The sequence below is a fragment of the Atlantibacter sp. genome, from assembly GCF_032062175.1.
GTDB lineage: Bacteria > Pseudomonadota > Gammaproteobacteria > Enterobacterales > Enterobacteriaceae > Atlantibacter.
Map to the genome: position 1 here is coordinate 133,388 of NZ_DAMBQK010000009.1, position 20,936 is coordinate 154,323.

At 53.8% G+C, this 20,936-nt stretch carries 23 protein-coding genes; 14 read left to right on the plus strand and 9 right to left on the minus strand.

Annotated features, from left to right (window positions below; translation table 11 throughout):
- Positions 1 to 18: 18 nt before the first annotated feature.
- The gene (locus RT120_RS10825) at positions 19 to 765 is read right to left on the minus strand and encodes a MipA/OmpV family protein (RefSeq protein ID WP_312982529.1); all 747 of its coding nucleotides are present in this window, start codon (positions 763 to 765) and stop codon (positions 19 to 21) included.
- A gap of 426 nt (positions 766 to 1,191) precedes the next feature.
- On the opposite strand from RT120_RS10825, the gene yeaG reads away from it, so the two are divergent.
- The 3 genes from yeaG (at position 1,192) to RT120_RS10840 (ending at position 7,450) form a co-directional block, all read left to right on the plus strand.
- Positions 1,192 to 3,126: a protein kinase YeaG gene (yeaG, locus tag RT120_RS10830; RefSeq protein ID WP_312982531.1), complete on the plus strand. Its 1,935-nt coding sequence runs from the start codon at positions 1,192 to 1,194 to the stop codon at positions 3,124 to 3,126.
- Positions 3,127 to 3,177: 51 nt separating this feature from the next.
- Entirely contained in the window at positions 3,178 to 4,479 is a 1,302-nt protein-coding gene (locus tag RT120_RS10835) for a YeaH/YhbH family protein (RefSeq protein WP_312982533.1), read from the plus strand.
- 442 nt (positions 4,480 to 4,921) lie between these two features.
- Positions 4,922 to 7,450: an autotransporter domain-containing protein gene (locus RT120_RS10840; RefSeq protein WP_312982535.1), complete on the plus strand. Its 2,529-nt coding sequence runs from the start codon at positions 4,922 to 4,924 to the stop codon at positions 7,448 to 7,450.
- 45 nt (positions 7,451 to 7,495) lie between these two features.
- On the opposite strand, the gene lysM is transcribed toward RT120_RS10840, so the two are convergent.
- Positions 7,496 to 7,939 carry a peptidoglycan-binding protein LysM gene (lysM, locus tag RT120_RS10845; protein ID WP_312982537.1) on the minus strand — a complete coding sequence of 148 codons (444 nt, stop codon included), beginning with the start codon at positions 7,937 to 7,939 and terminating at the stop codon, positions 7,496 to 7,498.
- Positions 7,940 to 8,111: 172 nt separating this feature from the next.
- On the opposite strand from lysM, the gene RT120_RS10850 reads away from it, so the two are divergent.
- Positions 8,112 to 8,609: a YbaK/prolyl-tRNA synthetase associated domain-containing protein gene (locus tag RT120_RS10850; RefSeq protein WP_312982539.1), complete on the plus strand. Its 498-nt coding sequence runs from the start codon at positions 8,112 to 8,114 to the stop codon at positions 8,607 to 8,609.
- 70 nt (positions 8,610 to 8,679) lie between these two features.
- Positions 8,680 to 9,126, plus strand: a complete 447-nt coding sequence (locus RT120_RS10855; RefSeq protein ID WP_312982541.1) for a DUF441 domain-containing protein — start codon at positions 8,680 to 8,682, stop codon at positions 9,124 to 9,126.
- A gap of 5 nt (positions 9,127 to 9,131) precedes the next feature.
- Here RT120_RS10855 and RT120_RS10860 read toward each other — a convergent pair whose 3' ends face one another.
- Positions 9,132 to 9,902: a helix-turn-helix transcriptional regulator gene (locus RT120_RS10860; protein ID WP_312982542.1), complete on the minus strand. Its 771-nt coding sequence runs from the start codon at positions 9,900 to 9,902 to the stop codon at positions 9,132 to 9,134.
- A gap of 99 nt (positions 9,903 to 10,001) precedes the next feature.
- Here RT120_RS10860 and RT120_RS10865 point away from each other — a divergent pair, with 99 nt between their 5' ends.
- Positions 10,002 to 11,186 carry a CynX/NimT family MFS transporter gene (locus RT120_RS10865; RefSeq protein WP_409515041.1) on the plus strand — a complete coding sequence of 395 codons (1,185 nt, stop codon included), beginning with the start codon at positions 10,002 to 10,004 and terminating at the stop codon, positions 11,184 to 11,186.
- 1 nt (position 11,187) lies between these two features.
- On the opposite strand, the gene RT120_RS10870 is transcribed toward RT120_RS10865, so the two are convergent.
- Positions 11,188 to 11,895 carry a CTP synthase gene (locus RT120_RS10870; RefSeq protein WP_312982544.1) on the minus strand — a complete coding sequence of 236 codons (708 nt, stop codon included), beginning with the start codon at positions 11,893 to 11,895 and terminating at the stop codon, positions 11,188 to 11,190.
- 176 nt (positions 11,896 to 12,071) lie between these two features.
- Between RT120_RS10870 and RT120_RS10875 the strand changes: the two genes are divergently transcribed.
- Positions 12,072 to 12,419 carry a DUF488 domain-containing protein gene (locus RT120_RS10875; RefSeq protein WP_312982545.1) on the plus strand — a complete coding sequence of 116 codons (348 nt, stop codon included), beginning with the start codon at positions 12,072 to 12,074 and terminating at the stop codon, positions 12,417 to 12,419.
- 67 nt (positions 12,420 to 12,486) lie between these two features.
- Here RT120_RS10875 and RT120_RS10880 read toward each other — a convergent pair whose 3' ends face one another.
- Together RT120_RS10880 and RT120_RS10885 are read right to left on the minus strand one after the other, a co-directional pair.
- Complete coding sequence (locus tag RT120_RS10880) at positions 12,487 to 12,756, minus strand: hypothetical protein (protein ID WP_312982547.1); 270 nt, start codon at positions 12,754 to 12,756, stop codon at positions 12,487 to 12,489.
- Positions 12,757 to 12,969: 213 nt separating this feature from the next.
- Positions 12,970 to 13,212, minus strand: coding sequence for a hypothetical protein (locus tag RT120_RS10885; RefSeq protein ID WP_312982549.1), 243 nt, complete (start codon positions 13,210 to 13,212; stop codon positions 12,970 to 12,972).
- A 406-nt stretch (positions 13,213 to 13,618) separates the two neighbouring features.
- Here RT120_RS10885 and RT120_RS10890 point away from each other — a divergent pair, with 406 nt between their 5' ends.
- Positions 13,619 to 13,858, plus strand: a complete 240-nt coding sequence (locus RT120_RS10890; protein WP_312982550.1) for a DinI family protein — start codon at positions 13,619 to 13,621, stop codon at positions 13,856 to 13,858.
- A gap of 94 nt (positions 13,859 to 13,952) precedes the next feature.
- On the opposite strand, the gene RT120_RS10895 is transcribed toward RT120_RS10890, so the two are convergent.
- Together RT120_RS10895 and RT120_RS10900 are read right to left on the minus strand one after the other, a co-directional pair.
- On the minus strand, positions 13,953 to 14,363 hold the full coding sequence (locus RT120_RS10895) for a hemerythrin domain-containing protein (RefSeq protein ID WP_312982552.1): 411 nt from the start codon (positions 14,361 to 14,363) through the stop codon (positions 13,953 to 13,955).
- A gap of 103 nt (positions 14,364 to 14,466) precedes the next feature.
- Positions 14,467 to 14,718 (minus strand): hypothetical protein, encoded by a 252-nt coding sequence (locus RT120_RS10900; RefSeq protein ID WP_312982553.1) that lies wholly within the window; start codon positions 14,716 to 14,718, stop codon positions 14,467 to 14,469.
- Between the two features lie 89 nt (positions 14,719 to 14,807).
- Between RT120_RS10900 and RT120_RS10905 the strand changes: the two genes are divergently transcribed.
- Complete coding sequence (locus tag RT120_RS10905) at positions 14,808 to 15,071, plus strand: hypothetical protein (protein ID WP_312982555.1); 264 nt, start codon at positions 14,808 to 14,810, stop codon at positions 15,069 to 15,071.
- Between the two features lie 46 nt (positions 15,072 to 15,117).
- On the opposite strand, the gene icd is transcribed toward RT120_RS10905, so the two are convergent.
- Positions 15,118 to 16,368, minus strand: a complete 1,251-nt coding sequence (gene icd / locus RT120_RS10910) for an NADP-dependent isocitrate dehydrogenase (RefSeq protein WP_312982556.1) — start codon at positions 16,366 to 16,368, stop codon at positions 15,118 to 15,120.
- 116 nt (positions 16,369 to 16,484) lie between these two features.
- Here icd and rluE point away from each other — a divergent pair, with 116 nt between their 5' ends.
- The 5 genes from rluE (at position 16,485) to purB (ending at position 20,845) form a co-directional block, all read left to right on the plus strand.
- Positions 16,485 to 17,147, plus strand: coding sequence for a 23S rRNA pseudouridine(2457) synthase RluE (gene rluE / locus RT120_RS10915; protein WP_312982558.1), 663 nt, complete (start codon positions 16,485 to 16,487; stop codon positions 17,145 to 17,147).
- Positions 17,147 to 17,605, plus strand: coding sequence for an NUDIX hydrolase (locus tag RT120_RS10920; RefSeq protein WP_312982560.1), 459 nt, complete (start codon positions 17,147 to 17,149; stop codon positions 17,603 to 17,605). The genes rluE and RT120_RS10920 overlap by 1 nt, the downstream gene beginning before the upstream one ends.
- Positions 17,606 to 17,659: 54 nt before the next feature.
- Complete coding sequence (gene mnmA, locus RT120_RS10925; RefSeq protein ID WP_312982562.1) at positions 17,660 to 18,766, plus strand: tRNA 2-thiouridine(34) synthase MnmA; 1,107 nt, start codon at positions 17,660 to 17,662, stop codon at positions 18,764 to 18,766.
- 61 nt (positions 18,767 to 18,827) lie between these two features.
- Complete coding sequence (hflD, locus tag RT120_RS10930; protein ID WP_312982563.1) at positions 18,828 to 19,457, plus strand: high frequency lysogenization protein HflD; 630 nt, start codon at positions 18,828 to 18,830, stop codon at positions 19,455 to 19,457.
- A gap of 17 nt (positions 19,458 to 19,474) precedes the next feature.
- A complete protein-coding gene (gene purB, locus RT120_RS10935; RefSeq protein ID WP_312982565.1) occupies positions 19,475 to 20,845 on the plus strand; it encodes an adenylosuccinate lyase in 1,371 nt (456 codons plus the stop codon).
- Positions 20,846 to 20,936: the final 91 nt, after the last annotated feature.

Consider the following 20,936-nt stretch of genomic DNA (forward strand, 5'->3'; position numbering starts at 1 on the left):
TATGCACGAATCACACCTTTAAAAACTGTAGGTGATCCCGGTGGAGAACACACCGCTCCAGTTTTGCCCGACCATCGGGCTGTCGGTGACTTCGCTGTCCAGGCGGGTGTAACGACCGGTGCCGTACACATTCCAGCTGTCGGTCAGCTTGTAGTTCACCGTCAGCTCCAGGTACGGGTTCCAGCCGCTGTCCGCATCATAGGTTTTCAGCCCGCTGCGGCGCGACTCAGCCTTGCTGACGCCATAGTAGTATTCATTGTGGTTGTCGCTGGCCCACTGCGCGCCGATACCCGGCGTCAGGGTTAATGCCCCGTTGGTGTAGCGGTACAGCCATGCCAGATCCCACAGCACACCGTTGCTGTTATCAAGGGTATCCCCGGTCAGCGCGGTACGCAGGAAACCGTACTGGGTGTGATGCACGTAAGAAAGACCCGCCATCAGGGTCGCTTTACGTTTATCAAGCTGGCGCAGTTGGTTGTTATCGCTGTTTTTCGGTTTGAAATACTGCGGGGAGTAATAAGCCATCACAGACAGTTTGTCAGACTCATCATTCCACAGGTAATAACCAGCGCCTAATGCACGGACCCAGACATTTTCGCCTTCATAGCCGATCACCGGGATCGGTATAACATTGTTGTCGTATTGCTTATACGGGCCTTCTACATAGCCCGCACCCGCGCCCAGCGTCCAGGGCCCTTCGGCGTGAACAACCGATGCAGCAGAGGCCAACGCCATTCCCAATGCAAGAAGTTTGAATTTGGTCACAGTCCATTTCTTCCTTAATCAAATAATCAGCGCCACGAAGTGTAACCGCCTTTAACCATCACCCCAAATTTTTTACTTAAGTCTTACAAAGCAAATCATTTACCCTGGCGCAGTAACATGACGTAAGTTTTGCATTTTTTTGGCGTCGTCATGACAGGCCGACAAATGCCTTATGTAAAAAACAGGAAATTAAGGATGAGTGATTGATATGTCATTGAAATTCGCAATTTGCTTCAGCAAGTTTTCTAAATGCCATCTACGCTTAATTTTGAGAAGGCAAATACCCTGACCGCAGTAGCGCAGTGCAACGCGCGTTCACGCAAGAGTTGGCATAAGGGTTGCTGTATCAGAAATGTCTTCCGGGGGCCTCTACTACTCATATGAACGGCCCTTATCCTGTGCTAAAAAACGAAAGGACGGCATGCCATGAATATATTCGATCACTATCGCCAGCGTTATGAAGCTGCCAAGGACGAAGAGTTCACACTGCAGGAGTTTCTTGCTGTTTGTAAGCAAGATCGCAGTGCCTATGCTAACGCGGCAGAGCGGCTATTGACGGCCATTGGTGAGCCAGTGATGGTGGACACTGCCCAGGAGCCTCGGCTTTCCCGTCTCTTTTCGAATCGGGTGATATCCCGTTATCCAGCGTTTGAAGAATTCTATGGGATGGAAGAAGCCATAGAGCAGATCGTCTCTTATCTGAAACACGCGGCTCAGGGTCTGGAAGAGAAGAAACAGATCCTCTATTTGCTGGGTCCAGTGGGCGGCGGTAAATCTTCACTTGCCGAGCGCCTGAAGTCTCTGATGCAGCGCGTACCGATTTATGTGCTGAGCGCCAACGGCGAACGCAGCCCGGTTAACGACCATCCGCTTTGCCTGTTTAATCCCCGTGAGGATGCCCAGATTCTGGAGAAAGAATACGGCATCCCAAACCGGTATCTCGGCACCATTATGTCGCCGTGGGCGGCAAAACGGCTGAATGAGTTTGGTGGCGATATCACCAAATTTAAAGTCGTCAAAGTGTGGCCGTCGATTCTGGCGCAAATCGCCATCGCCAAAACAGAACCAGGCGATGAGAACAACCAGGACATCTCCGCGTTGGTGGGTAAAGTGGATATCCGTAAGCTGGAGCACCACGCGCAAAACGACCCGGACGCCTATGGTTATTCCGGCGCGCTGTGCCGCGCCAACCAGGGCATCATGGAATTCGTCGAGATGTTTAAAGCACCGATTAAAGTGCTGCATCCGTTACTGACCGCGACTCAGGAAGGTAACTACAACGGCACCGAAGGCATTTCCGCCCTGCCGTTCAACGGTATTATTCTGGCGCACTCCAACGAATCGGAGTGGGTGCAGTTCCGCAACAACAAAAACAACGAGGCGTTCCTTGACCGTGTATATATCGTCAAAGTGCCTTATTGCTTACGGATCTCCGAAGAGATCAAGATTTACGAAAAACTGCTTAACCACAGTGAACTGACCCACGCGCCGTGCGCGCCGGGCACCCTGGAAACGCTGGCGCGTTTCTCAATCCTGTCGCGCCTGAAAGATCCGGAAAACTCAAGTATCTACTCGAAAATGCGCGTGTACGATGGCGAAAGCCTTAAAGACACCGACCCGAAAGCCAAGTCCTACCAGGAATACCGCGACTACGCTGGCGTGGACGAAGGGATGAACGGGCTGTCGACACGTTTCGCGTTCAAAATCCTCTCCCGCGTATTCAACTTTGACCACGCTGAAGTGGCAGCGAACCCGGTTCACCTGTTCTACGTACTGGAACAGCAGATCGAGCGCGAGCAGTTCCCGCAGGATCAGGCGGAGCGTTATCTGGAACACCTCAAAGGCTATTTGATCCCGAAATACGCGGAGTTCATTGGCAAAGAGATCCAGACGGCGTACCTCGAATCCTACTCGGAATACGGGCAGAACATTTTCGACCGTTATGTCACCTACGCCGACTTCTGGATCCAGGACCAGGAATACCGCGACCCGGATACCGGCCAGCTCTTTGACCGTGAATCCCTGAACGCGGAACTGGAGAAAATTGAAAAACCGGCGGGCATCAGCAACCCGAAAGATTTCCGTAACGAAATCGTCAACTTCGTGCTGCGCGCCCGGGCGCATAATAGCGGCCGCAATCCGAACTGGACCAGTTACGAGAAGCTGCGCACCGTGATCGAGAAGAAAATGTTCTCGAACACCGAGGAGCTGCTGCCGGTCATTTCGTTTAACGCCAAGACTTCAACCGACGAGCAGAAAAAGCACGACGATTTTGTCGATCGCATGATGGAAAAAGGATACACCCGCAAACAGGTGCGCCTGCTGTGCGAATGGTATCTGCGGGTACGGAAATCCTCATAACGACAACGCTGACGCCGCAGGTTCGCCTGCGGCCTTTTCTGCGCGGCATCTATGCAGTCTGGGGGAAATATGGCCTATTTCATTGACCGGCGACTGAACGGCAAAAACAAGAGCACGGTGAACCGCCAGCGCTTCTTGCGCCGTTATAAATCGCAAATCAAGCAGTCGATTTCCGAGGCCATCAATAAGCGTTCGGTAACCGACGTGGAGAGCGGCGAGTCGGTCTCCATCCCAACGGAAGATATCAACGAACCGATGTTTCATCAGGGGCGCGGCGGCCTGCGCCATCGCGTGCATCCCGGCAACGACCACTTTGTGCAAAACGACCGTATTGAGCGCCCACAGGGCGGCGGCGGTGGCGGCGGCAGTGGACAAGGCCAGGCGAGCCCGGACGGAGAAGGCCAGGATGAATTCGTGTTCCAGATATCAAAAGATGAGTATCTCGACCTGCTGTTTGAAGACCTGGCGCTGCCGAACCTGAAAAAAAACCAGCACCGGCAGCTAAACGAATACAAAACCCACCGCGCGGGCTACACCGCCAACGGCGTTCCGGCCAATATCAGCGTGGTGCGTTCGTTACAAAACTCGCTGGCGCGGCGTACCGCCATGACCGCCGGTAAGCGGCGCGCGCTGCATGAGCTGGAAGCGAATCTGAATATCGTCGCTAAAAGCGAACCAGCACAGCTTCTGGAAGAGGAGCGACTGCGCCGCGAAATCGCCGAGCTGCGCGCAAAAATCGAACGTGTGCCGTTTATCGACACCTTTGATTTACGCTACAAGAACTACGAAAAACGCCCTGAGCCTTCAAGCCAGGCGGTGATGTTCTGTCTAATGGACGTCTCCGGCTCGATGGACCAGGCCACCAAAGACATGGCGAAACGCTTTTATATCCTGCTGTATCTGTTCCTCAGCCGGACCTATAAAAACGTTGAAGTGGTCTATATCCGTCACCATACCCAGGCGAAGGAAGTGGACGAGCATGAGTTCTTCTACTCCCAGGAAACCGGTGGGACCATTGTTTCCAGCGCCCTGAAATTGATGGATGAAGTGGTTCAGGAACGTTATGACCCGGCGCAGTGGAACATTTATGCCGCGCAGGCGTCCGATGGCGATAACTGGGCCGATGACTCCCCGCTGTGCCATGAAATCCTGGCGAAGAAAATTCTGCCAGTAGTGCGGTATTACAGCTATATCGAAATCACCCGTCGCGCGCACCAGACGCTGTGGCGGGAATATGAAAACTTACAGGCGCGATTTGATAATTTCGCTATGCAGCACATTCGCGATCAGGATGATATTTATCCGGTGTTCCGCGAGCTATTTCACAAGCAAAATGCCGAATCGCACAGTTAATATAAAATCAGCCAGTCAATCTGGCTGATTTTTTAACCTTCCGGGTTTTTTATTTCGCTGCCAGATTTGCTGCGTTGATTAATTACGTCTGTAATAAAACTATGCACAATGCATTCCCCTCCTCGCATGAGGGTTATTCCGTTATTAATAAGCTCGCTATGTTTTTTCAAATGAAAGTATTATGGAAAAATTAATTTTCAATATTTCATATATTTTTCATAGTCTTACTTTAAAAAATCTCATTGCGACGCGTTAATATAAAGAAAACTCTTGATAATTAACGCAAATAAAACAACTATTTCTAAAATTAATCCGTCATTCCCCATACTTCCCGAGCCTAACCGTCAGGGCAGAATTCACTTTGCATTACAGATGTGATTCATATGAAAGCATCGCTGTTATTTTTTAAAATTTACAAAATTAATTATCAGGAGTCGCAAATATGAGAAGCCCCTGGCGCAGTCTATTATTCATTACCGGCGTGACGAGTGGCCTTGGCGTATTAATGCCATCGGCTGCGTATGCCGTCTGTGATCCGGCATCCGCCGCAGACATCACCGTAACCTGTAGCGGAACGGAGACCAGTAATCTGGATTATACGGTTAACGATCGCCTTACCCTGATACTGGACGCGACAAGCCAGGTGACCTCCGCCACGCCTGAAATCCCGGCAGTGGATTTCCGCTCCCTGAACGGGAGAGTAACCAACCAGGGCACACTTGAAACCAGCGCGTTTTACAATGACGGGATTTATATTTCTTCAACCTCTGGCGTACTGCTGGACAACCAGGGTTCAATCACCGCGCTATCCAGCCAGTCCAACGCTATTCACGTTACGGAATTGCGCGATAGCCTTATCGCTAACCGGGGGACGATAACCACGGAAGGCAGTCTGGGGAATGGCATTCTGATTGGCTCGGGCGGCGGCGTGTTTATCGGAAATGAGGGGCTGATTACCACCTCAGGACCGGAAGCGCACGGTATTTTCGATGAGAACGGGATTAACAACAGCATTACCAACAGCGGCACCATCAATACCACAGGCGAAAACAGCGATGCTATTAATCTGGCGGATTCTGCCAATGCCACCCTTATCAACAACGCTGGCGGGCAACTGTTAACGGAAGGCGGCAGCGGTATCGCCCTGACGGGCGATACCGCCGCGACCATCAATAACCAGGGCATTATCAGCAGCGAAATCTACGGCATCTACCTTGGGGATGATGCCGCCGCGCAGCGTATTCAGAACAGCGGCATTATCGTCGGTGGGCTTGGCGGTATTGTGGCGGAAGACAATAGCAGCATTACCCAACTCACTAACCAGGGCATTATCGGCTCGATTGAGGGCGACGCTATTTCCGTTAGCCCCACCAGCACGGTTGTCAGTGGCATTGATAACCAGGGCATTATCATCGGCAGGGTGAACGCGCCGGGCGTCAGCATGAGCAACAGCGGGTTGTTCGATTTGTTGAACAGCAATCAACCCTCACAGGTGCGCGATTACGTGCAGTCCAGCAGCGGCATTTTGGCGTTGCAGGCGGATAACACCAGCAACTACGGCCAACTCCAGGCTTCCGGCACCGCCGTACTCAACGGCAATACGGTCGTGATGACCCGTGGCAGCACCAGCTTCGCTAATGGCGATGTGTTAAGCGATGTGGTGAGCGCGGCTAACCTCGTCGGTACGCCAGTCGCGGTGGTTGATGACTCCACGCGCTATCAGTTTGCCCAGGAGCTCACCGGCACCAGCTACTCGCTGCGGATTATCGATACCGGCATCGACAACACCACCGCTGCGGTAGTGCAGACCGGGTCAACCACGCTGACGGGTATCGCCTCGACGCTCGATACGCTTATTGCCAACAACAATGCCAGCGCGGGGGATGGCAGCGCCAGCAGTTCTCTGCAATGCGGTACAGCGTTAACCAGCGCGCTGTGCGCCATCACCTCCTCGGCCACCGCCGCGCAGATGACGCGTACCCTGAACCAGCTATCACCGCTGATGTTCGGCAGCATGCCGTATATCGAACTCAATAATTTGCAGGCTTTCGGGGATATCGTCGGCTCGCGCCAGGACGCCATCCGCACTTTCGGCCAGTACAATGCGTTCAATCCTGAGAAATACCTGTGGATCCGCCCGGTGGGGCGGTGGGATCACCAGACGCAGCGCGATGGCGTCACGGGTTATCAGGCCGATACCCGCGGTATCGCCATCGGGACCGATGTGCCGCTTCACGAGCAAATCCGCGCGGGCCTGGCCTTTGGCGTTAGCCGTACCGACGTCAATGACGACGCCAGTGATGTACGCCATGACGCGCAGATCGAAAGCTGGAACCTGCTGGCCTATGGCGGTGTCGATTTCACTCCCGATACCGCCCTCACCTGGCAAACCGGGCTGGGGCGTAATAAAACCGAAGGCAACCGCTATCTTTCCATCACCAATCCTGCTACCGAAGAGCAAACCTACAGCGGCGTGGTGCGTTCCGATTACGACAGCCACACCTTCCAGGCGGGGCTCGGCCTGCAAAGTACCTTCTATCCGGCGGAGAAATGGTCGCTGACGCCGGTACTGCGCACTGATTATTATCGCGTGAAGGACAAGGGATACCGTGAAAGCGGCGCGGATGACGCCAGCCTGAATATTAACGGCAACACCCTGGATGCGCTGATTGTGTCCACCAAAGCCAAAGTTGGGCTACAGCTTTCCGACGTGGTTAACGTTCACGCCCAGGCAGGCGTGGGGTATGACACGATTAATGACCGATCGACAACCCGGGCGCACTTTGTTGGCAGCCCGGACACGCCTTTCACCTATCGCGGCATGGAGCAGAGCCCGTGGATTGCCACGGCGGGTGTGGGCGTGACGGCGAAATTTACTCAGGTGTTAGACGGCACCGTACAGTATGACGCGCAGCAACGTTCTGACTTCACCAGCCAGAGCGTCAGCCTTAAAGTGCGTTACGCTTTCTAATGATAATGACCAGGCAAACCCACGCGGATGGGTTTGCCTGTGGTTTTACTGCTTCGGAATGATCAGTACCTGGCCGGGATAAATTTTATCAGGATGGCTGAGCATTGGTTTGTTAGCTTCGAAAATCACAGTGTATTTATTCGGGTCGCCATAGACCTGTTTAGAAATGGCGCTCAGATTATCGCCAGATTTTACCGTGTAATACGTTGCCTCTTCACGCGTATCGTTGGCGGTCGCGTTATTTTCTACGCTTGCGATCCCTTTGATGTTACCCACCGCGACCTGGATTTTTTCTTTCTGCTCCTGGGTCAGACCGTCACCGCTTACCACCGCCTTGCCGTTTTCTACTTTGACGTTGACTTTATCCGCCCCCGGCACGCCGCTCTTTTTAAGATGTTCCTCGACCTTACTGCCCTGGTCATGGTCGTCCCCTTTCAGGGTGTCCCAGAGTTTCTCACCTGCGTCTTTGACAAAATCAAATAAACCCATGGTTATTCCTCCTGTTGAATAGTGCACTGTAAGCCTGGCAAAGCGGGAACGAACTGACCAGGAGAATCGGATTCCTCTTGCCGGTTTGTGGTTTCAGCGTTGCAAAGTCACTGTGTCGTCAGTATCGTAAACCGCGCAACTATAAGGCTGTTTTATATCTTAAGGATTGAAGATGACTCAGACCAAAGGCCATACCGTTCATCAGCAACTCGTCGCCCTGCTGGATCACCAAAACGCGACGTTTCGGGTCATGGAGCATGAAGCAGTCGGTAAATGCGAGGCGGTCTCGGAAATTCGCGGAACGGCGCTGGGCCAGGGGGCAAAAGCGCTGGTCTGCCACGTGAAAGGTAACGGGATGCGCCAGCACGTCCTCGCGATTATCGCCGCCGATAAACAAGCGGATCTAACCAAACTCGCTGTCGCGCTTGGCGGATTGCGGGCGTCACTGGCCAGCCCGGCGGAAGTCGATAACCTCACCGGCTGCGAATTTGGCGCTATCCCGCCGTTCAGTTTCCATCCCGAACTGAAACTGGTCGCCGATCCGGTGCTGTTCGAGCGCGTTGATGAGATCGCCTTTAACGCCGGGCTGCTGACCCATTCAATTATCATGAATACCCAGGATTATTTGCGGATCGCCGCCCCGACGCTGATTGATTTTCACCGCCCGTGATAACGGCGAGCCCAAACCCATAAAAATGAAAACCGTCGCAATCCCCCTTTTTTCTGGCAAGGAGTTTTAGATGTTCGACATGACGTTGCTTATTCTGCTGGCGCTGGCCGCACTGGGGTTTGTCAGCCATAACACCACGGTAGCGGTTTCTATCCTGGTCTTGATTATCGTGCGCGTCACCCCGCTGAATCAGTTCTTCCCGTGGATTGAAAAACAGGGGCTGACCATCGGGATCATCATTTTAACCATCGGCGTGATGGCTCCCATCGCCAGCGGCACGCTGCCGCCCTCAACCTTATTCCATTCGTTTCTCAACTGGAAATCGCTGGTGGCGATTGCGGTGGGCGTGTTTGTCTCGTGGCTCGGCGGGCGCGGCGTCACGCTGATGAGCAGCCAGCCGACGCTGGTTGCCGGGTTACTGGTTGGCACCGTGCTGGGCGTGGCGTTGTTTCGCGGCGTACCGGTGGGGCCGCTTATCGCCGCCGGGCTGGTTTCGTTGATAGTCGGAAAACAATAACGCGGTTACAGCGCATCGAGATAACGCCCCGGGGTTTGGCCCAATCCCTTTTTGAACATGGTGATAAACGCGGTTGTCGAGTCGTAACCCAGCCCCTGCGCCACCTGTTGAACGTTCTTGCCATCCACCAGCATGTGCAGCGCCTGAATAAGCTGTAGCTGGTGACGCCAGCGCCGGTAATTCAGGCCGGTTTCTTTGACGATCAGGCGCGATAAGTTACGTTCGCTCATGGCTAATTGCGATGCCCACTCGGCAAGCGTGCGGTTTTGCTGGGGATGGGCGGCCATAAAATTCACCATCATGCGGATTTTAGGATGCGCAGAAACCGGCAGCCGCAGCGGCTCGACGGGCAAGCCCGGTAATTCGTCAAATAACACCTGCACCAGCCGATCTCGCTGGGGGTTACGCGTCTGACACTCCGCCAGTTTTAAGATCAATTCGCGGATAAACGGCGTGACTTTTAGCGTGCAGCACTGCTCGGGCATCGCCAGCGCGCCCGGCTCAATAAACAAAAAACACAGCCGGGCATTGGCCGTGGCGCGGTTATGATGCGGCATGGCGCCCGGGATCCAGACGGCGTATTGCGGCGGCACCATCCACATTGCCGCGGCTACTTCGCAGGTTATGCCGCCGTGCAACGCCAGGATTAGCTGCCCTTTACGATGATGATGAAGCGGAATTTCTTGCTCGTGCGCGGTAACCCGTACCCGAAAGGCCACGGCGTCATCGTCGTGTTCGTCAGGGTGATAACCGTCAAGGCTTAAGGGCTGCTCCATGATGTTGTCCGAATTTAGCGATAATCTGGCATTCTAGCTTGATTCATTCGGTCGTTATACCCGTTAACCTTTACGCCCCTCAGGCACAAAGAGATGACTATGACGATTTCCACTCCATCACGCGGCCAGACGCTGCTGATGATAAGCGGCCTGCTAATCATTGCCGCCACCCTGCGCGTCACCTTTACCGGCGCGGCGCCGCTGCTGGATATGATCCGCGCCAGTTACGCGCTCACCACGGCCCAGACCGGGCTGTTAACCACCCTGCCGCTGCTGGCGTTTGCGGTCGTTTCGCCGCTGGTTGCCGGCATTGCCCGGCGCTACGGCATGGAACGCAGCCTGGCAGGTGCGATGCTGCTGATGTGCTTCGGCATTGCAGTACGTTCGCTCGAGGGCAGCATCTGGCTGTTTACCGGCACAGCCATTATCGGCTGCGCTATCGCGCTGGGTAATGTGCTGTTGCCGGGATTGATTAAACGTGATTTTCCCGGCCAGGTAGCGCGCCTTACCGGGGCGTATTCACTGACGATGGGTACCGCGGCGGCGCTGGGCTCCGCGCTGGTGGTGCCCGTGGCTGACGCCGGATTCGGCTGGCGCGGCGCGTTGTTAAGCGTGATGATTTTCCCGCTGCTCGCCTTGCTGGTGTGGTTGACGCAGTGCCGCCGCCGCGTCTCAGCCAACGTGACCGGCTCAGGCGCGTTGCGTCAGCAATCCCTGTGGCGGTCGGCGCGGGCATGGCAGGTGACACTGTTTTTAGGGCTAAACTCGCTGGTCTATTACGTGATCATTGGCTGGCTGCCGTCGATTCTTATCAGCCACGGCTACAGCGAAGCCCACGCCGGTTCATTGCACGGCCTGCTGCAACTGGCAACTGCCGCACCGGGGATCCTCATCCCACTCTTGTTATATCGCCTTAACGATCACCGGGGGATTGCGGTACTGGTGTGTCTGATGTGCGCATTAAGCGCGCTGGGTCTGTGGCTGAACCCCGGATACGCCAGCCTGTGGGTGGTTATTTTTGGGCTTGGCTCTGGTGCCACCATGATTTTGGGGCTGACGTTTATCGGCCTGCGTTCCGGTTCAGCGCACCAGGCGGCGGCGCTTTCCGGGATGGCGCAATCGGTAGGCTATTTATTAGCGGCCTGTGGTCCGCCAGCGATGGGCAAAACGCATGACCTGAGCGGCGGATGGGGCCTACCGCTCGTGGCCGTGGCGCTAATCTCCGTTGCCATGGCCATAACGGGCGCACTGGCGGGCCGTGAAGGTGAAATCAGCCCGCATTAATTTACGGTTTGGCGGCGAACAATAACGCCTGAACCAGCGGCGCAGGTTTACCGACCAGCGCCGCACGTTCATGTTGAAACAGCGTCGCGACAAAGAAGGGATGCATCACCAGTTCCACGGCCCGGATAGCGCCGTCATCATCCCATCCGGTCACTTTCAATGGCTGATCGGCCAGCGCCCGAGCAAACGCGTCTGATACACCATAATTGCAGTGATAACCTTCGACGATCTCGGTTTTGCCATAGGCTTTGGCAATCAGGGTGTTCGGGCGCAGTTCGATAGCGTCGGTTTTTTCCACCAGCGGGCACGTTAAAGGGGCAATCACCCTTCTGCCCTGCTGTGCCGTCTCTGCATGGGCGGCATCTTCCCATCCCATCACATTCCGCGCATATTCCACGATGGCATGCTGGAAACCGCCACAGGTACCCAGGAACGGAATACTGTTTTCGCGGGCGTAGCGAATGGTAAGCAGCGCGCCGTCTTCGTTTTGGTACGGGCTGGCAGGCACTACCCAAATTGCGTCGTACCCCACCAGGTCTTCACTACTTTTGATTTCTGTGGTGTGCAACCAGTCATAATCAACATCAAGGTTCAGCACGGCGGCGGCATCGTCAATCGCCAGCGGGATCGCTTTATGCGCCAAAACCGAAGCATTGTAATCGCCGACCAGCGCGATCCTGAGGGGAGTAGAAAGAGGGAATGTGTCCATAAGAAATCCTGTGCAAGGAGGAAGGTAACTACACAAGGATCCTCACACTACAGATAGCCCATTGATTTTACAACACCCGATTCTGGCGGTTGCCGGAACTGTGCCCGGCGTTAAAAGCGCCGTAATATAGCGTGATAGAGGGTCAGCGCAGGCCATAACCCGGAAAAGGAGAGTTTATGATTATCTGTAAACGTGTTTATGACGAGGCCCACAAGGACGACGGTTACCGGATACTGGTGGATCGGTTGTGGCCCAGAGGGATTAAAAAAAGCGATTTGCTCCATGATGAGTGGAACAAGACTCTGGCTCCGTCCACCGCGCTACGCAAAGCGTTTCACAGCGAGGCCATCGATTACAACGAATTCACTCGCCGATACCGTGAAGAGTTATCTGCGCAACAGGATGAACTACGAATAGTCGCTGACCGCGCCCGCAACGGCAAAGTCACCCTGCTCTTTGGCGCGAAAAACAGCGAACAGAACCATGCGCGGGTCCTGGCCGACGTTTTAAAAGAAATGAAGTAAGCCAAAAGCAGAAAGGTTATTCGGGGGCATGGCCCGGCTGTTCAGCCGGGCTGCCTGGCACGCAGGATTAATGTGCCGTCATTTTCTCCAGCCGATAACGCAGATCTTTGGTTGCATTATTGATAGCGACGGTACGCAAATGGCGGTTGCAGATAAACCAAATCTCGTTTCGATCGTTCGATAAAATGTAAAATGCATCCGAGGTTTCGGAAGGATTGAAACAGCCAATGGCCCGGTAGGCGGTTTCCGCATTAAATCCGCTTTGTAGCGGAAATGGTCGCGGGCCATTCTCTAATTCGTGAATACGCACATAGAGCCCTTCTTCCATCCAAATCATTGTTATTCTCCTGAGGTCATCGCCTGAAAGAAGTATAAGCACAGGCTGGCGCTTTGTGCTGTGATGTAAAAAAGATATCTCTTTGTTGGTAAAGTTAAAACGCATGCCGAAAGCAACAATGCGCCCTTTTGCAGGAAGCACAGCAGAGGCTTTTACAAAGGAAGGGATTTATTGACGAACGGGAAGCGAAGCGCCTTCCCGTATGACGCCAGGTTAAATGGCGATCTTCTGGAATTCACTGTCTTCACAATGTGCGACATAACGCTGTAAATCATAAATCAGGCTTTTGGCCATTGAAGGCGTCATGGAGAAAAAAGGCGAATCAAACGTGGTCGCGTTCAGATTATATGAAGAGGTGCAATAGCCTATTTTAAAGACTAAGACATTTTGATCCGATTTGGGCCCAACCTGCCAGCCGATGACGGGAAACACAGGAAAATCATTATCGCTGTTCATTCTTATTCCCTTATGACTTGTGTGATTATCCGAGAATAGCACTGCTTAATCGGACTCACTAGCCGATACTGAGTTAAATTTTTCATTAGCATTCACAATTAGGATTAACCTGAAAGTCCACCCAATATATATACTTAAATTAAATTTTTTTAATTTTGAGTGAGAGAATATATTGCTGTATTAATAATGAGTTACCAACAAAATATATTCTCACATCCTTTAATTCTATTTCACATAATATCATAAAGAAATCAAAACCCCTGCGAAATGAAAGATGTGATTTCAGGGTGCTTCAATAAAGAATAGTGTGCGGTTTTCCTCGCATAATTTTGCGCTCAGCCCTGTTGTCACCGCCCGTTTAAACGGCTAACATACTGTACAAACACACAGTAATCTTGAGGTAGTTATGTTCGTCGAACTGGTTTACGACAAGCGCAATGTGGCGGGCTTGCCTGGCGCACAAGAGATCATCCTCGCGGAGTTAACGCGCCGCGTACACAGAATTTTTCCCGATGCGGAAGTGAAGGTTAAACCTATGCAGGCGAACGGGCTTAACAGCGATGCCAGCAAAAACGATCGCGAAAAGCTAAACCGCATGCTGGAAGAGATGTTCGACGAATCGGATATGTGGCTGGTGGCCGAGTAGCCTTGTAGCCGCGTGGCGGGATGGTAATAATCCGCCATTAAACGGGAGCGCGAGGTTCCCGTATTGTTTGTGCTGTAGCGTGATCGACAGGCCACTATACCTGCTCAACCAGCGGGTAAAACTGGGTATTTTCGCGCTGCATCCGTTCATGCACTTTGCGCAGCACCGTATTGGCGTCGCGGCGAAAATCCTCATCATGACCCGTTATTTTACTCGCCGTGTTCCAGCGGCGGGAAAACATCTCATACTCCACGACAATATCAGCCATTTCACGCTGGAATTGCAGGCTCATTCTTTTCAGCTTTTGGTCTTCAACCTTTTCCAGGTAAGGGTATAAAAACTGATCTTCCGCCGATAAATGCACTTTGATTACCGAACTCATACTCACCACGGTTTGCGCAATTTCCTGAGCGTTATCAGTGATCCCCCTACGGCTATACTCGCGGAGTTGATTTATTTTTTGAATAATCTCGTTATGCTGGCTTTTCATTTTATCGATATTCACAGGCTGATCCTTTTATTGCCTCACCGCTTTTAAGATACATCTTAAATACATATTTAGCGAGAAGCAATCAATGCAGGAATTTATTAAATACCGATAATTTCGTTTATGTAAAAAATATATATACCACTAGCACAATTAAACTTAAAAATATTGGGCCAGTGGCAAAAGCCCAAATGTTTTTATCCTGTTCAGCGCGAATATCATGAAAGCGTTTTAGTGCGGCTTGCGAGGTTGCCGCCTCCACTTCTTCAAACTCTTTTTGGTAACCCTGCTTCAGCCAGCCCGCATGGGCGGATGCGTCCTTCTCAACTGCAACGACCTTGCCCGCTTTCGAGTAGAAAAAGTAAATCGCCATCGCAAACAACCCCTTATGTGGTATCTCAACCACTCTACTCTGCCGCTATCCTTACTCTCAATGATAAATAGCAATAAAGGTGATCGGAGATGAATAACATAACGCAGGAACGGTTAATGGCGCTGGCGGCGGGTGAAGGCGGAACGCAGGAAGAGTCCGCCAGTATGGCAAAAGCACTGTTACAGGCCAGGCGGCAGATTGCCCTGCTGGCGGAGCAACTGACGGCGCAGATCCGCCTGCCGGTTTGTAGCGCCAGCCCGGTATGCGAAATCGAAGCGGGCTATGCGGCGGGGGTAAATGACTGCAAAGAAGCCATTCGACGGGCGGGTTATCCGATTGACGGCGATGAATAAAAAACGGGAGCACTCAGGCTCCCGTTTTAGTTTCAGCGTTAACGGATTACATGTTCGCGATAATCGCGTCACCAAACTCTGAGCATTTCAGCAGTTTAGCGCCTTCCATCAGACGTTCGAAATCATAAGTCACGGTTTTGGCGTTAATTGCGCCTTCCATGCCTTTAACGATCAGGTCTGCGGCTTCGAACCATTCCATGTGACGCAGCATCATTTCAGCGGACAGGATGATAGAACCTGGGTTCACTTTATCCTGGCCTGCGTATTTCGGCGCGGTGCCGTGGGTTGCTTCGAACAGGGCGCACTCGTCGCCGATGTTGGCACCCGGTGCGATACCGATACCGCCAACCTGTGCTGCCAGGGCGTCGGAGATATAGTCGCCGTTCAGGTTCATACAGGCAATGACATCGTACTCAGCCGGACGCAGCAGGATCTGCTGGAGGAACGCATCGGCGATCACGTCTTTAACGATAATGTCTTTACCGGTGTTCGGGTTCTTGATTTTCACCCACGGGCCGCCGTCGATCAGTTCACCGCCGAACTCTTCACGCGCCAGCTGGTAGCCCCAGTCTTTAAATGCGCCTTCGGTGAACTTCATGATGTTGCCTTTGTGAACCAGCGTCACGGATTCACGCTCGTTGGTGATCGCGTATTCGATAGCCGCGCGAACCAGACGTTTGGTGCCTTCTTCAGAGCACGGCTTGATGCCGATACCGCAATGTTCCGGGAAGCGAATTTTCTTCACGCCCATTTCATCACGCAGGAATTTGATCACTTTATCCGCTTCAGCGCTGTCGGCTTTCCACTCGATACCGGCATAGATGTCTTCAGAGTTTTCACGGAAGATCACCATGTCGGTCAGTTCCGGGTGTTTCACCGGGCTCGGAGTGCCCTGGTAGTAACGCACCGGGCGCAGACACACATACAGATCCAGCTCCTGACGCAGGGCCACGTTCAGAGAACGGATGCCGCCGCCAACAGGCGTGGTCAGAGGGCCTTTAATCGCCACGCGGTAATCGCGGATAAGATCGAGAGTTTCTTTCGGCAGCCAGACGTCCTGGCCATAAAGCTGGGTGGATTTCTCACCGGTGTAGATTTCCATCCAGGAAATTTTTCGCTCGCCTTTGTAGGCTTTCTCAACAGCGGCATCAACCACTTTCAGCATAGCCGGAGTCACGTCAACACCGATGCCATCACCTTCAATGAACGGGATAATCGGATTGTTAGGCACAGACAGTTTGCCGTTTTCTACCGTGATCTTTTTACCTTCGGCCGGAACAACTACTTTGCTTTCCATTCACCTCTCCTTCGAGCGCTTAGGGTGGATACGCATTTTTGTTAATGATTTGTAATAGGCGGGTCAATACTACCTGAATGTTTTGTCCCATGCTATGCCCTTATGATTCCGTTATAATGCGTGAATCTGTCACATCTGAAAACACTATGCCGAAAACTTCTTATAGAAATCACCAGCTTGACCGATTCAGCCCGCGTAAGGCTCCACGCAAACCGAAACCCACCGGTCCGAAGCAGCTGATCCTGTTTAACAAACCTTACGATGTCCTGCCGCAGTTTACCGATGAAGCTGGCCGCAGCACGCTGAAGGACTATATTCCGGTACAGGGCGTCTACGCCGCAGGTCGTCTCGACCGTGACAGCGAAGGCTTGCTGGTGCTGACCAATGATGGCGCGTTGCAGGCGCAGCTGACTCAGCCCGGCAAGCGCACCGGGAAAATTTATTACGTGCAAATAGAAGGCGAACCGGACGCGGCATCTCTGGATGCACTGCGCCACGGCGTGGCGCTTAATGACGGACCCACGCTGCCCGCTGGCGTCGAGCTGGTCGAAGAGCCAGAGTGGCTGTGGCCGCGTAACCCGCCGATCCGCGAGCGTAAATCGATCCCCACCTGCTGGTTGAAGATCACCCTTTATGAAGGACGCAACCGCCAGGTACGACGCATGACTGCGCACGTCGGGCACCCGACTCTGCGCCTGATTCGCTATGCTATGGGCGAGTACACTCTTGATAATCTGGCTAACGGTGAATGGCGCGCCATCCCGCTTAAGGAGTCCTGATGTTTAAACCGCATGTCACGGTAGCCTGCGTCGTCCAGGCACAGGGTAAATTTTTAGTGGTTGAAGAGACCGTTAACGGCAAAGTGACGTGGAACCAGCCTGCCGGGCACCTGGAGGCCGATGAAACCCTGCCAGAAGCCGCAGCGCGCGAGCTGTGGGAAGAGACCGGCATCAGCGCGCAGCCGCAAACGTTTATCCGCCTGCATCAGTGGATCGCGCCGGACAAGACGCCGTTCCTGCGTTTCCTGTTCGCCATCGATCTGGATGAGCAGTTACCCACCACGCCCCATGACAGCGATATTGAACGCTGCGTCTGGGTCAGCGCCGGGGAAATCCTCAACGCCACGCATCTGCGCTCGCCGCTGGTGGCGGAGAGCATTCGCAGCTACCAGACCGGCATACGTTATCCGCTTGAGGTGGTCGGTGATTTTAACTGGCCGTTTACAAGGGATGCCTAAGCCGCAACTGCGTGCTAGAATACGCCGCCTTAGATTTTTGTCGTGAGTACTTCCATGTCTGAAAGCCCAAAAAAAGTGATCGTCGGGATGTCCGGCGGTGTCGATTCCTCGGTTTCTGCTTACCTGCTGCTTAAGCAGGGGTATCACGTAGAAGGCCTGTTCATGAAGAACTGGGAAGAGGACGACGGCGAGGAGTACTGCACCGCAGCCGCCGATTTAGCGGATGCCCAGGCCGTGTGCGATAAGCTCGGCATTGTGCTGCATACCGTGAATTTCGCTGCGGAATACTGGGATAACGTGTTCGAGCACTTCCTCGCCGAATACAAAGCGGGCCGCACGCCGAACCCGGATATCCTCTGCAATAAAGAAATTAAATTTAAAGCCTTCCTGGAATTTGCCGCCGAGGACCTGGGCGCGGACTTTATTGCGACCGGCCACTACGTGCGCCGCGCCGATATCGACGGCAAAAGCCGCCTGCTGCGCGGCATTGATGGCAATAAAGACCAAAGCTACTTCCTGTATACCCTGGGCCACGAGCAAATCGCCCAGAGCCTGTTCCCGGTGGGTGAACTGGAAAAACCGGAAGTGCGCCGCATCGCCGAAGAGCTTGATCTGATCACCGCGAAGAAAAAAGACTCCACCGGCATCTGCTTTATCGGCGAGCGCAAATTCCGCGAGTTTTTGGGCCGCTATCTTCCTGCCCAGCCGGGTAAAATCGTGACCGTAGACGGCGATGAGATTGGCGAACACCAGGGTCTGATGTACCACACCCTGGGCCAGCGCAAAGGCTTAGGCATCGGCGGCACCAAAGAAGGCAGCGAAGACCCGTGGTATGTGGTCGATAAAGACGTCGCCAACAATATTCTGGTGGTGGCCCAGGGGCACGACCATCCGCGTCTGATGTCGGTCGGTTTGATTGCCCAGCAACTTCACTGGGTGGATCGCGAGCCGGTTCGTGAGACCGTGCGCTGTACGGTGAAAACCCGTTACCGACAAACCGACATCCCCTGCACTCTCGTTCCGCTGGACGATGACCGTATTGAAGTGCGTTTCGACGAGCCGGTCGCGGCGGTCACGCCAGGCCAGTCGGCGGTATTTTACCAGGGCGAAATCTGCCTCGGCGGCGGTATCATTGAGCAACGCTTACCGTTGCCGGTTTAAACGGATGCAGCCGATAACGCTGCCATATTGAAGATACAGGGTATACAAGGAGTGGTTTAACGTGGCGAAGAACTATTACGACATCACCCTGGCGCTGGCAGGCGTCTGCCAGTCGGCGCGTCTGGTGCAGCAACTGGCGCACCAGGGGCACTGCGACAGCGACGCCATGCACGTGTCACTGAACAGCGTTATCGACCTGAACCCGGATTCCACGCTGGGCGTATTCGGCGGCAGCGAAGCGAACCTGAAGCTGGGTCTGGAAACCCTGCTGGGCGTGTTGAATGCCAATAACCGCCAGGGGCTTAATGCCGAGCTGACGCGTTATACCCTGAGCCTGATGGTGCTGGAGCGCAAACTCAATTCCGCCAAAGGGGCGCTGCAAACCCTCGGCGACCGTATCGACAGCCTGCAACGCCAGCTTGAGCATTTCGATCTCGAATCGGAAACCCTGTTAAGCGCCATGGCGGGCATTTATGTCGACGTGGTCAGCCCGCTGGGCCCGCGTATTCAGGTCACCGGCTCCCCTGCCGTGTTGCAAAGCCCGCAGGTGCAGGCCAAAGTTCGCGCCGCGCTGCTGGCCGGTATTCGCGCCGCAGTATTGTGGCATCAGGTTGGCGGAGGCCGCCTGCAATTAATGTTTTCTCGTAATCGTCTGACTCATCAGGCGAAACAAATTCTTGCTCATTGTTAACCTCCCAGGAGTCACTGATGGAATTATCCTCCCTGACCGCCGTATCTCCGATTGATGGACGTTATGGCGATAAAGTCAGCGCTCTGCGCGCTATTTTCAGCGAGTTCGGTTTGCTGAAATTCCGCGTACAGGTCGAAGTACGTTGGCTGCAAAAATTGGCCGCGCACACAGCGATCAAGGAAGTTCCTGCTTTTGACGCAGACGCAAACGATTTCCTTGATGCGATCGTGGCGCAGTTTACTGAAGCCGATGCCGCGCGCATCAAAACTATCGAGCGCACCACTAATCACGATGTGAAAGCGGTGGAATATTTCCTGAAAGAGAAAGTGGCGGATGTCCCGGCGCTACATGCCGTGTCCGAGTTTATTCACTTCGCCTGCACCTCTGAAGACATTAACAACCTTTCGCACGCGCTGATGCTGCAAACCGCCCGTCAGGACGTTCTGTTGCCGTACTGGCGCCAGGTGATTGACGCCGTTAAAGCGCTGGCGCACGAATATCGCGATCTGCCGCTGCTGTCCCGTACCCACGGCCAGCCGGCAACGCCGTCCACCATGGGTAAAGAGATGGCAAACGTGGCGTACCGTATGGAGCGCCAGTACCGCCAGCTTGAGCAGGTGGAAATCCTCGGCAAAATCAACGGCGCGGTCGGCAACTACAACGCCCACATCGCTGCCTACCCGGAAGTGGACTGGCATCAGTTCAGCGAAGAATTCGTCACCTCGCTGGGCATTCAGTGGAACCCGTACACCACCCAGATTGAACCGCACGACTACATCGCGGAACTGTTTGACTGCGTGGCGCGTTTCAACACCATCCTGATCGACTTCGACCGCGATGTGTGGGGCTACATTGCCCTGAACCACTTCAAACAGAAAACCATCGCCGGTGAAATCGGCTCGTCCACTATGCCGCATAAAGTGAACCCGATTGACTTCGAAAACTCCGAAGGCAACCTGGGGCTGTCCAACGCGGTATTGCAGCACCTGGCGAGCAAACTGCCGGTATCCCGCTGGCAGCGCGACCTCACCGATTCCACCGTGCTGCGCAACCTGGGCGTAGGTCTTGGCTATGCGCTGATTGCTTACCAGTCCTCCCTGAAAGGCGTGAGCAAACTGGAAGTGAACGCCGATCGCCTGCTGGACGAACTGGATCACAACTGGGAAGTACTGGCTGAGCCGATCCAGACCGTGATGCGCCGCTATGGCATCGAAAAGCCGTACGAGAAACTCAAAGAGCTGACTCGCGGCAAGCGCGTGGACGCCGAAGGCATGAAACAGTTTATCGACAGCCTGGATCTGCCGGAAGACGAGAAAACCCGCCTGAAAGCCATGACGCCAGCGAACTATATTGGCCGCGCGGTCAATATGGTTGATGAGCTGAAGTAAGCCTTGTCAAAAAATTTGCGAGTTACGCCGCCTTCGGGCGTAATGCCGATCAGTTAAGGATCGGTTGACCGATCCGGCAGTTGTGCAAAAA

What these genes read in the sequence shown, in the direction of transcription:
- RT120_RS10865 (WP_409515041.1), top strand. Translation starts at nt 10,002, where the DNA reads ATGACGATTTCCACTCCATCACGCGGCCAGACGCTGCTGATGATAAGC.
- purB (WP_312982565.1), top strand. Translation starts at nt 19,475, where the DNA reads ATGGAATTATCCTCCCTGACCGCCGTATCTCCGATTGATGGACGTTAT.
- mnmA (WP_312982562.1), top strand. Translation starts at nt 17,660, where the DNA reads ATGTCTGAAAGCCCAAAAAAAGTGATCGTCGGGATGTCCGGCGGTGTC.
- RT120_RS10890 (WP_312982550.1), top strand. Translation starts at nt 13,619, where the DNA reads ATGTTCGTCGAACTGGTTTACGACAAGCGCAATGTGGCGGGCTTGCCT.
- RT120_RS10870 (WP_312982544.1), bottom strand. Translation starts at nt 11,895, where the DNA reads ATGGACACATTCCCTCTTTCTACTCCCCTCAGGATCGCGCTGGTCGGC.
- RT120_RS10885 (WP_312982549.1), bottom strand. Translation starts at nt 13,212, where the DNA reads ATGAACAGCGATAATGATTTTCCTGTGTTTCCCGTCATCGGCTGGCAG.
- RT120_RS10875 (WP_312982545.1), top strand. Translation starts at nt 12,072, where the DNA reads ATGATTATCTGTAAACGTGTTTATGACGAGGCCCACAAGGACGACGGT.
- icd (WP_312982556.1), bottom strand. Translation starts at nt 16,368, where the DNA reads ATGGAAAGCAAAGTAGTTGTTCCGGCCGAAGGTAAAAAGATCACGGTA.
- RT120_RS10840 (WP_312982535.1), top strand. Translation starts at nt 4,922, where the DNA reads ATGAGAAGCCCCTGGCGCAGTCTATTATTCATTACCGGCGTGACGAGT.
- RT120_RS10900 (WP_312982553.1), bottom strand. Translation starts at nt 14,718, where the DNA reads ATGGCGATTTACTTTTTCTACTCGAAAGCGGGCAAGGTCGTTGCAGTT.
- rluE (WP_312982558.1), top strand. Translation starts at nt 16,485, where the DNA reads ATGCGTGAATCTGTCACATCTGAAAACACTATGCCGAAAACTTCTTAT.
- RT120_RS10855 (WP_312982541.1), top strand. Translation starts at nt 8,680, where the DNA reads ATGTTCGACATGACGTTGCTTATTCTGCTGGCGCTGGCCGCACTGGGG.
- RT120_RS10850 (WP_312982539.1), top strand. Translation starts at nt 8,112, where the DNA reads ATGACTCAGACCAAAGGCCATACCGTTCATCAGCAACTCGTCGCCCTG.
- RT120_RS10905 (WP_312982555.1), top strand. Translation starts at nt 14,808, where the DNA reads ATGAATAACATAACGCAGGAACGGTTAATGGCGCTGGCGGCGGGTGAA.
- yeaG (WP_312982531.1), top strand. Translation starts at nt 1,192, where the DNA reads ATGAATATATTCGATCACTATCGCCAGCGTTATGAAGCTGCCAAGGAC.
- RT120_RS10880 (WP_312982547.1), bottom strand. Translation starts at nt 12,756, where the DNA reads ATGATTTGGATGGAAGAAGGGCTCTATGTGCGTATTCACGAATTAGAG.
- RT120_RS10860 (WP_312982542.1), bottom strand. Translation starts at nt 9,902, where the DNA reads ATGGAGCAGCCCTTAAGCCTTGACGGTTATCACCCTGACGAACACGAC.
- RT120_RS10835 (WP_312982533.1), top strand. Translation starts at nt 3,178, where the DNA reads ATGCAGTCTGGGGGAAATATGGCCTATTTCATTGACCGGCGACTGAAC.
- lysM (WP_312982537.1), bottom strand. Translation starts at nt 7,939, where the DNA reads ATGGGTTTATTTGATTTTGTCAAAGACGCAGGTGAGAAACTCTGGGAC.
- RT120_RS10920 (WP_312982560.1), top strand. Translation starts at nt 17,147, where the DNA reads ATGTTTAAACCGCATGTCACGGTAGCCTGCGTCGTCCAGGCACAGGGT.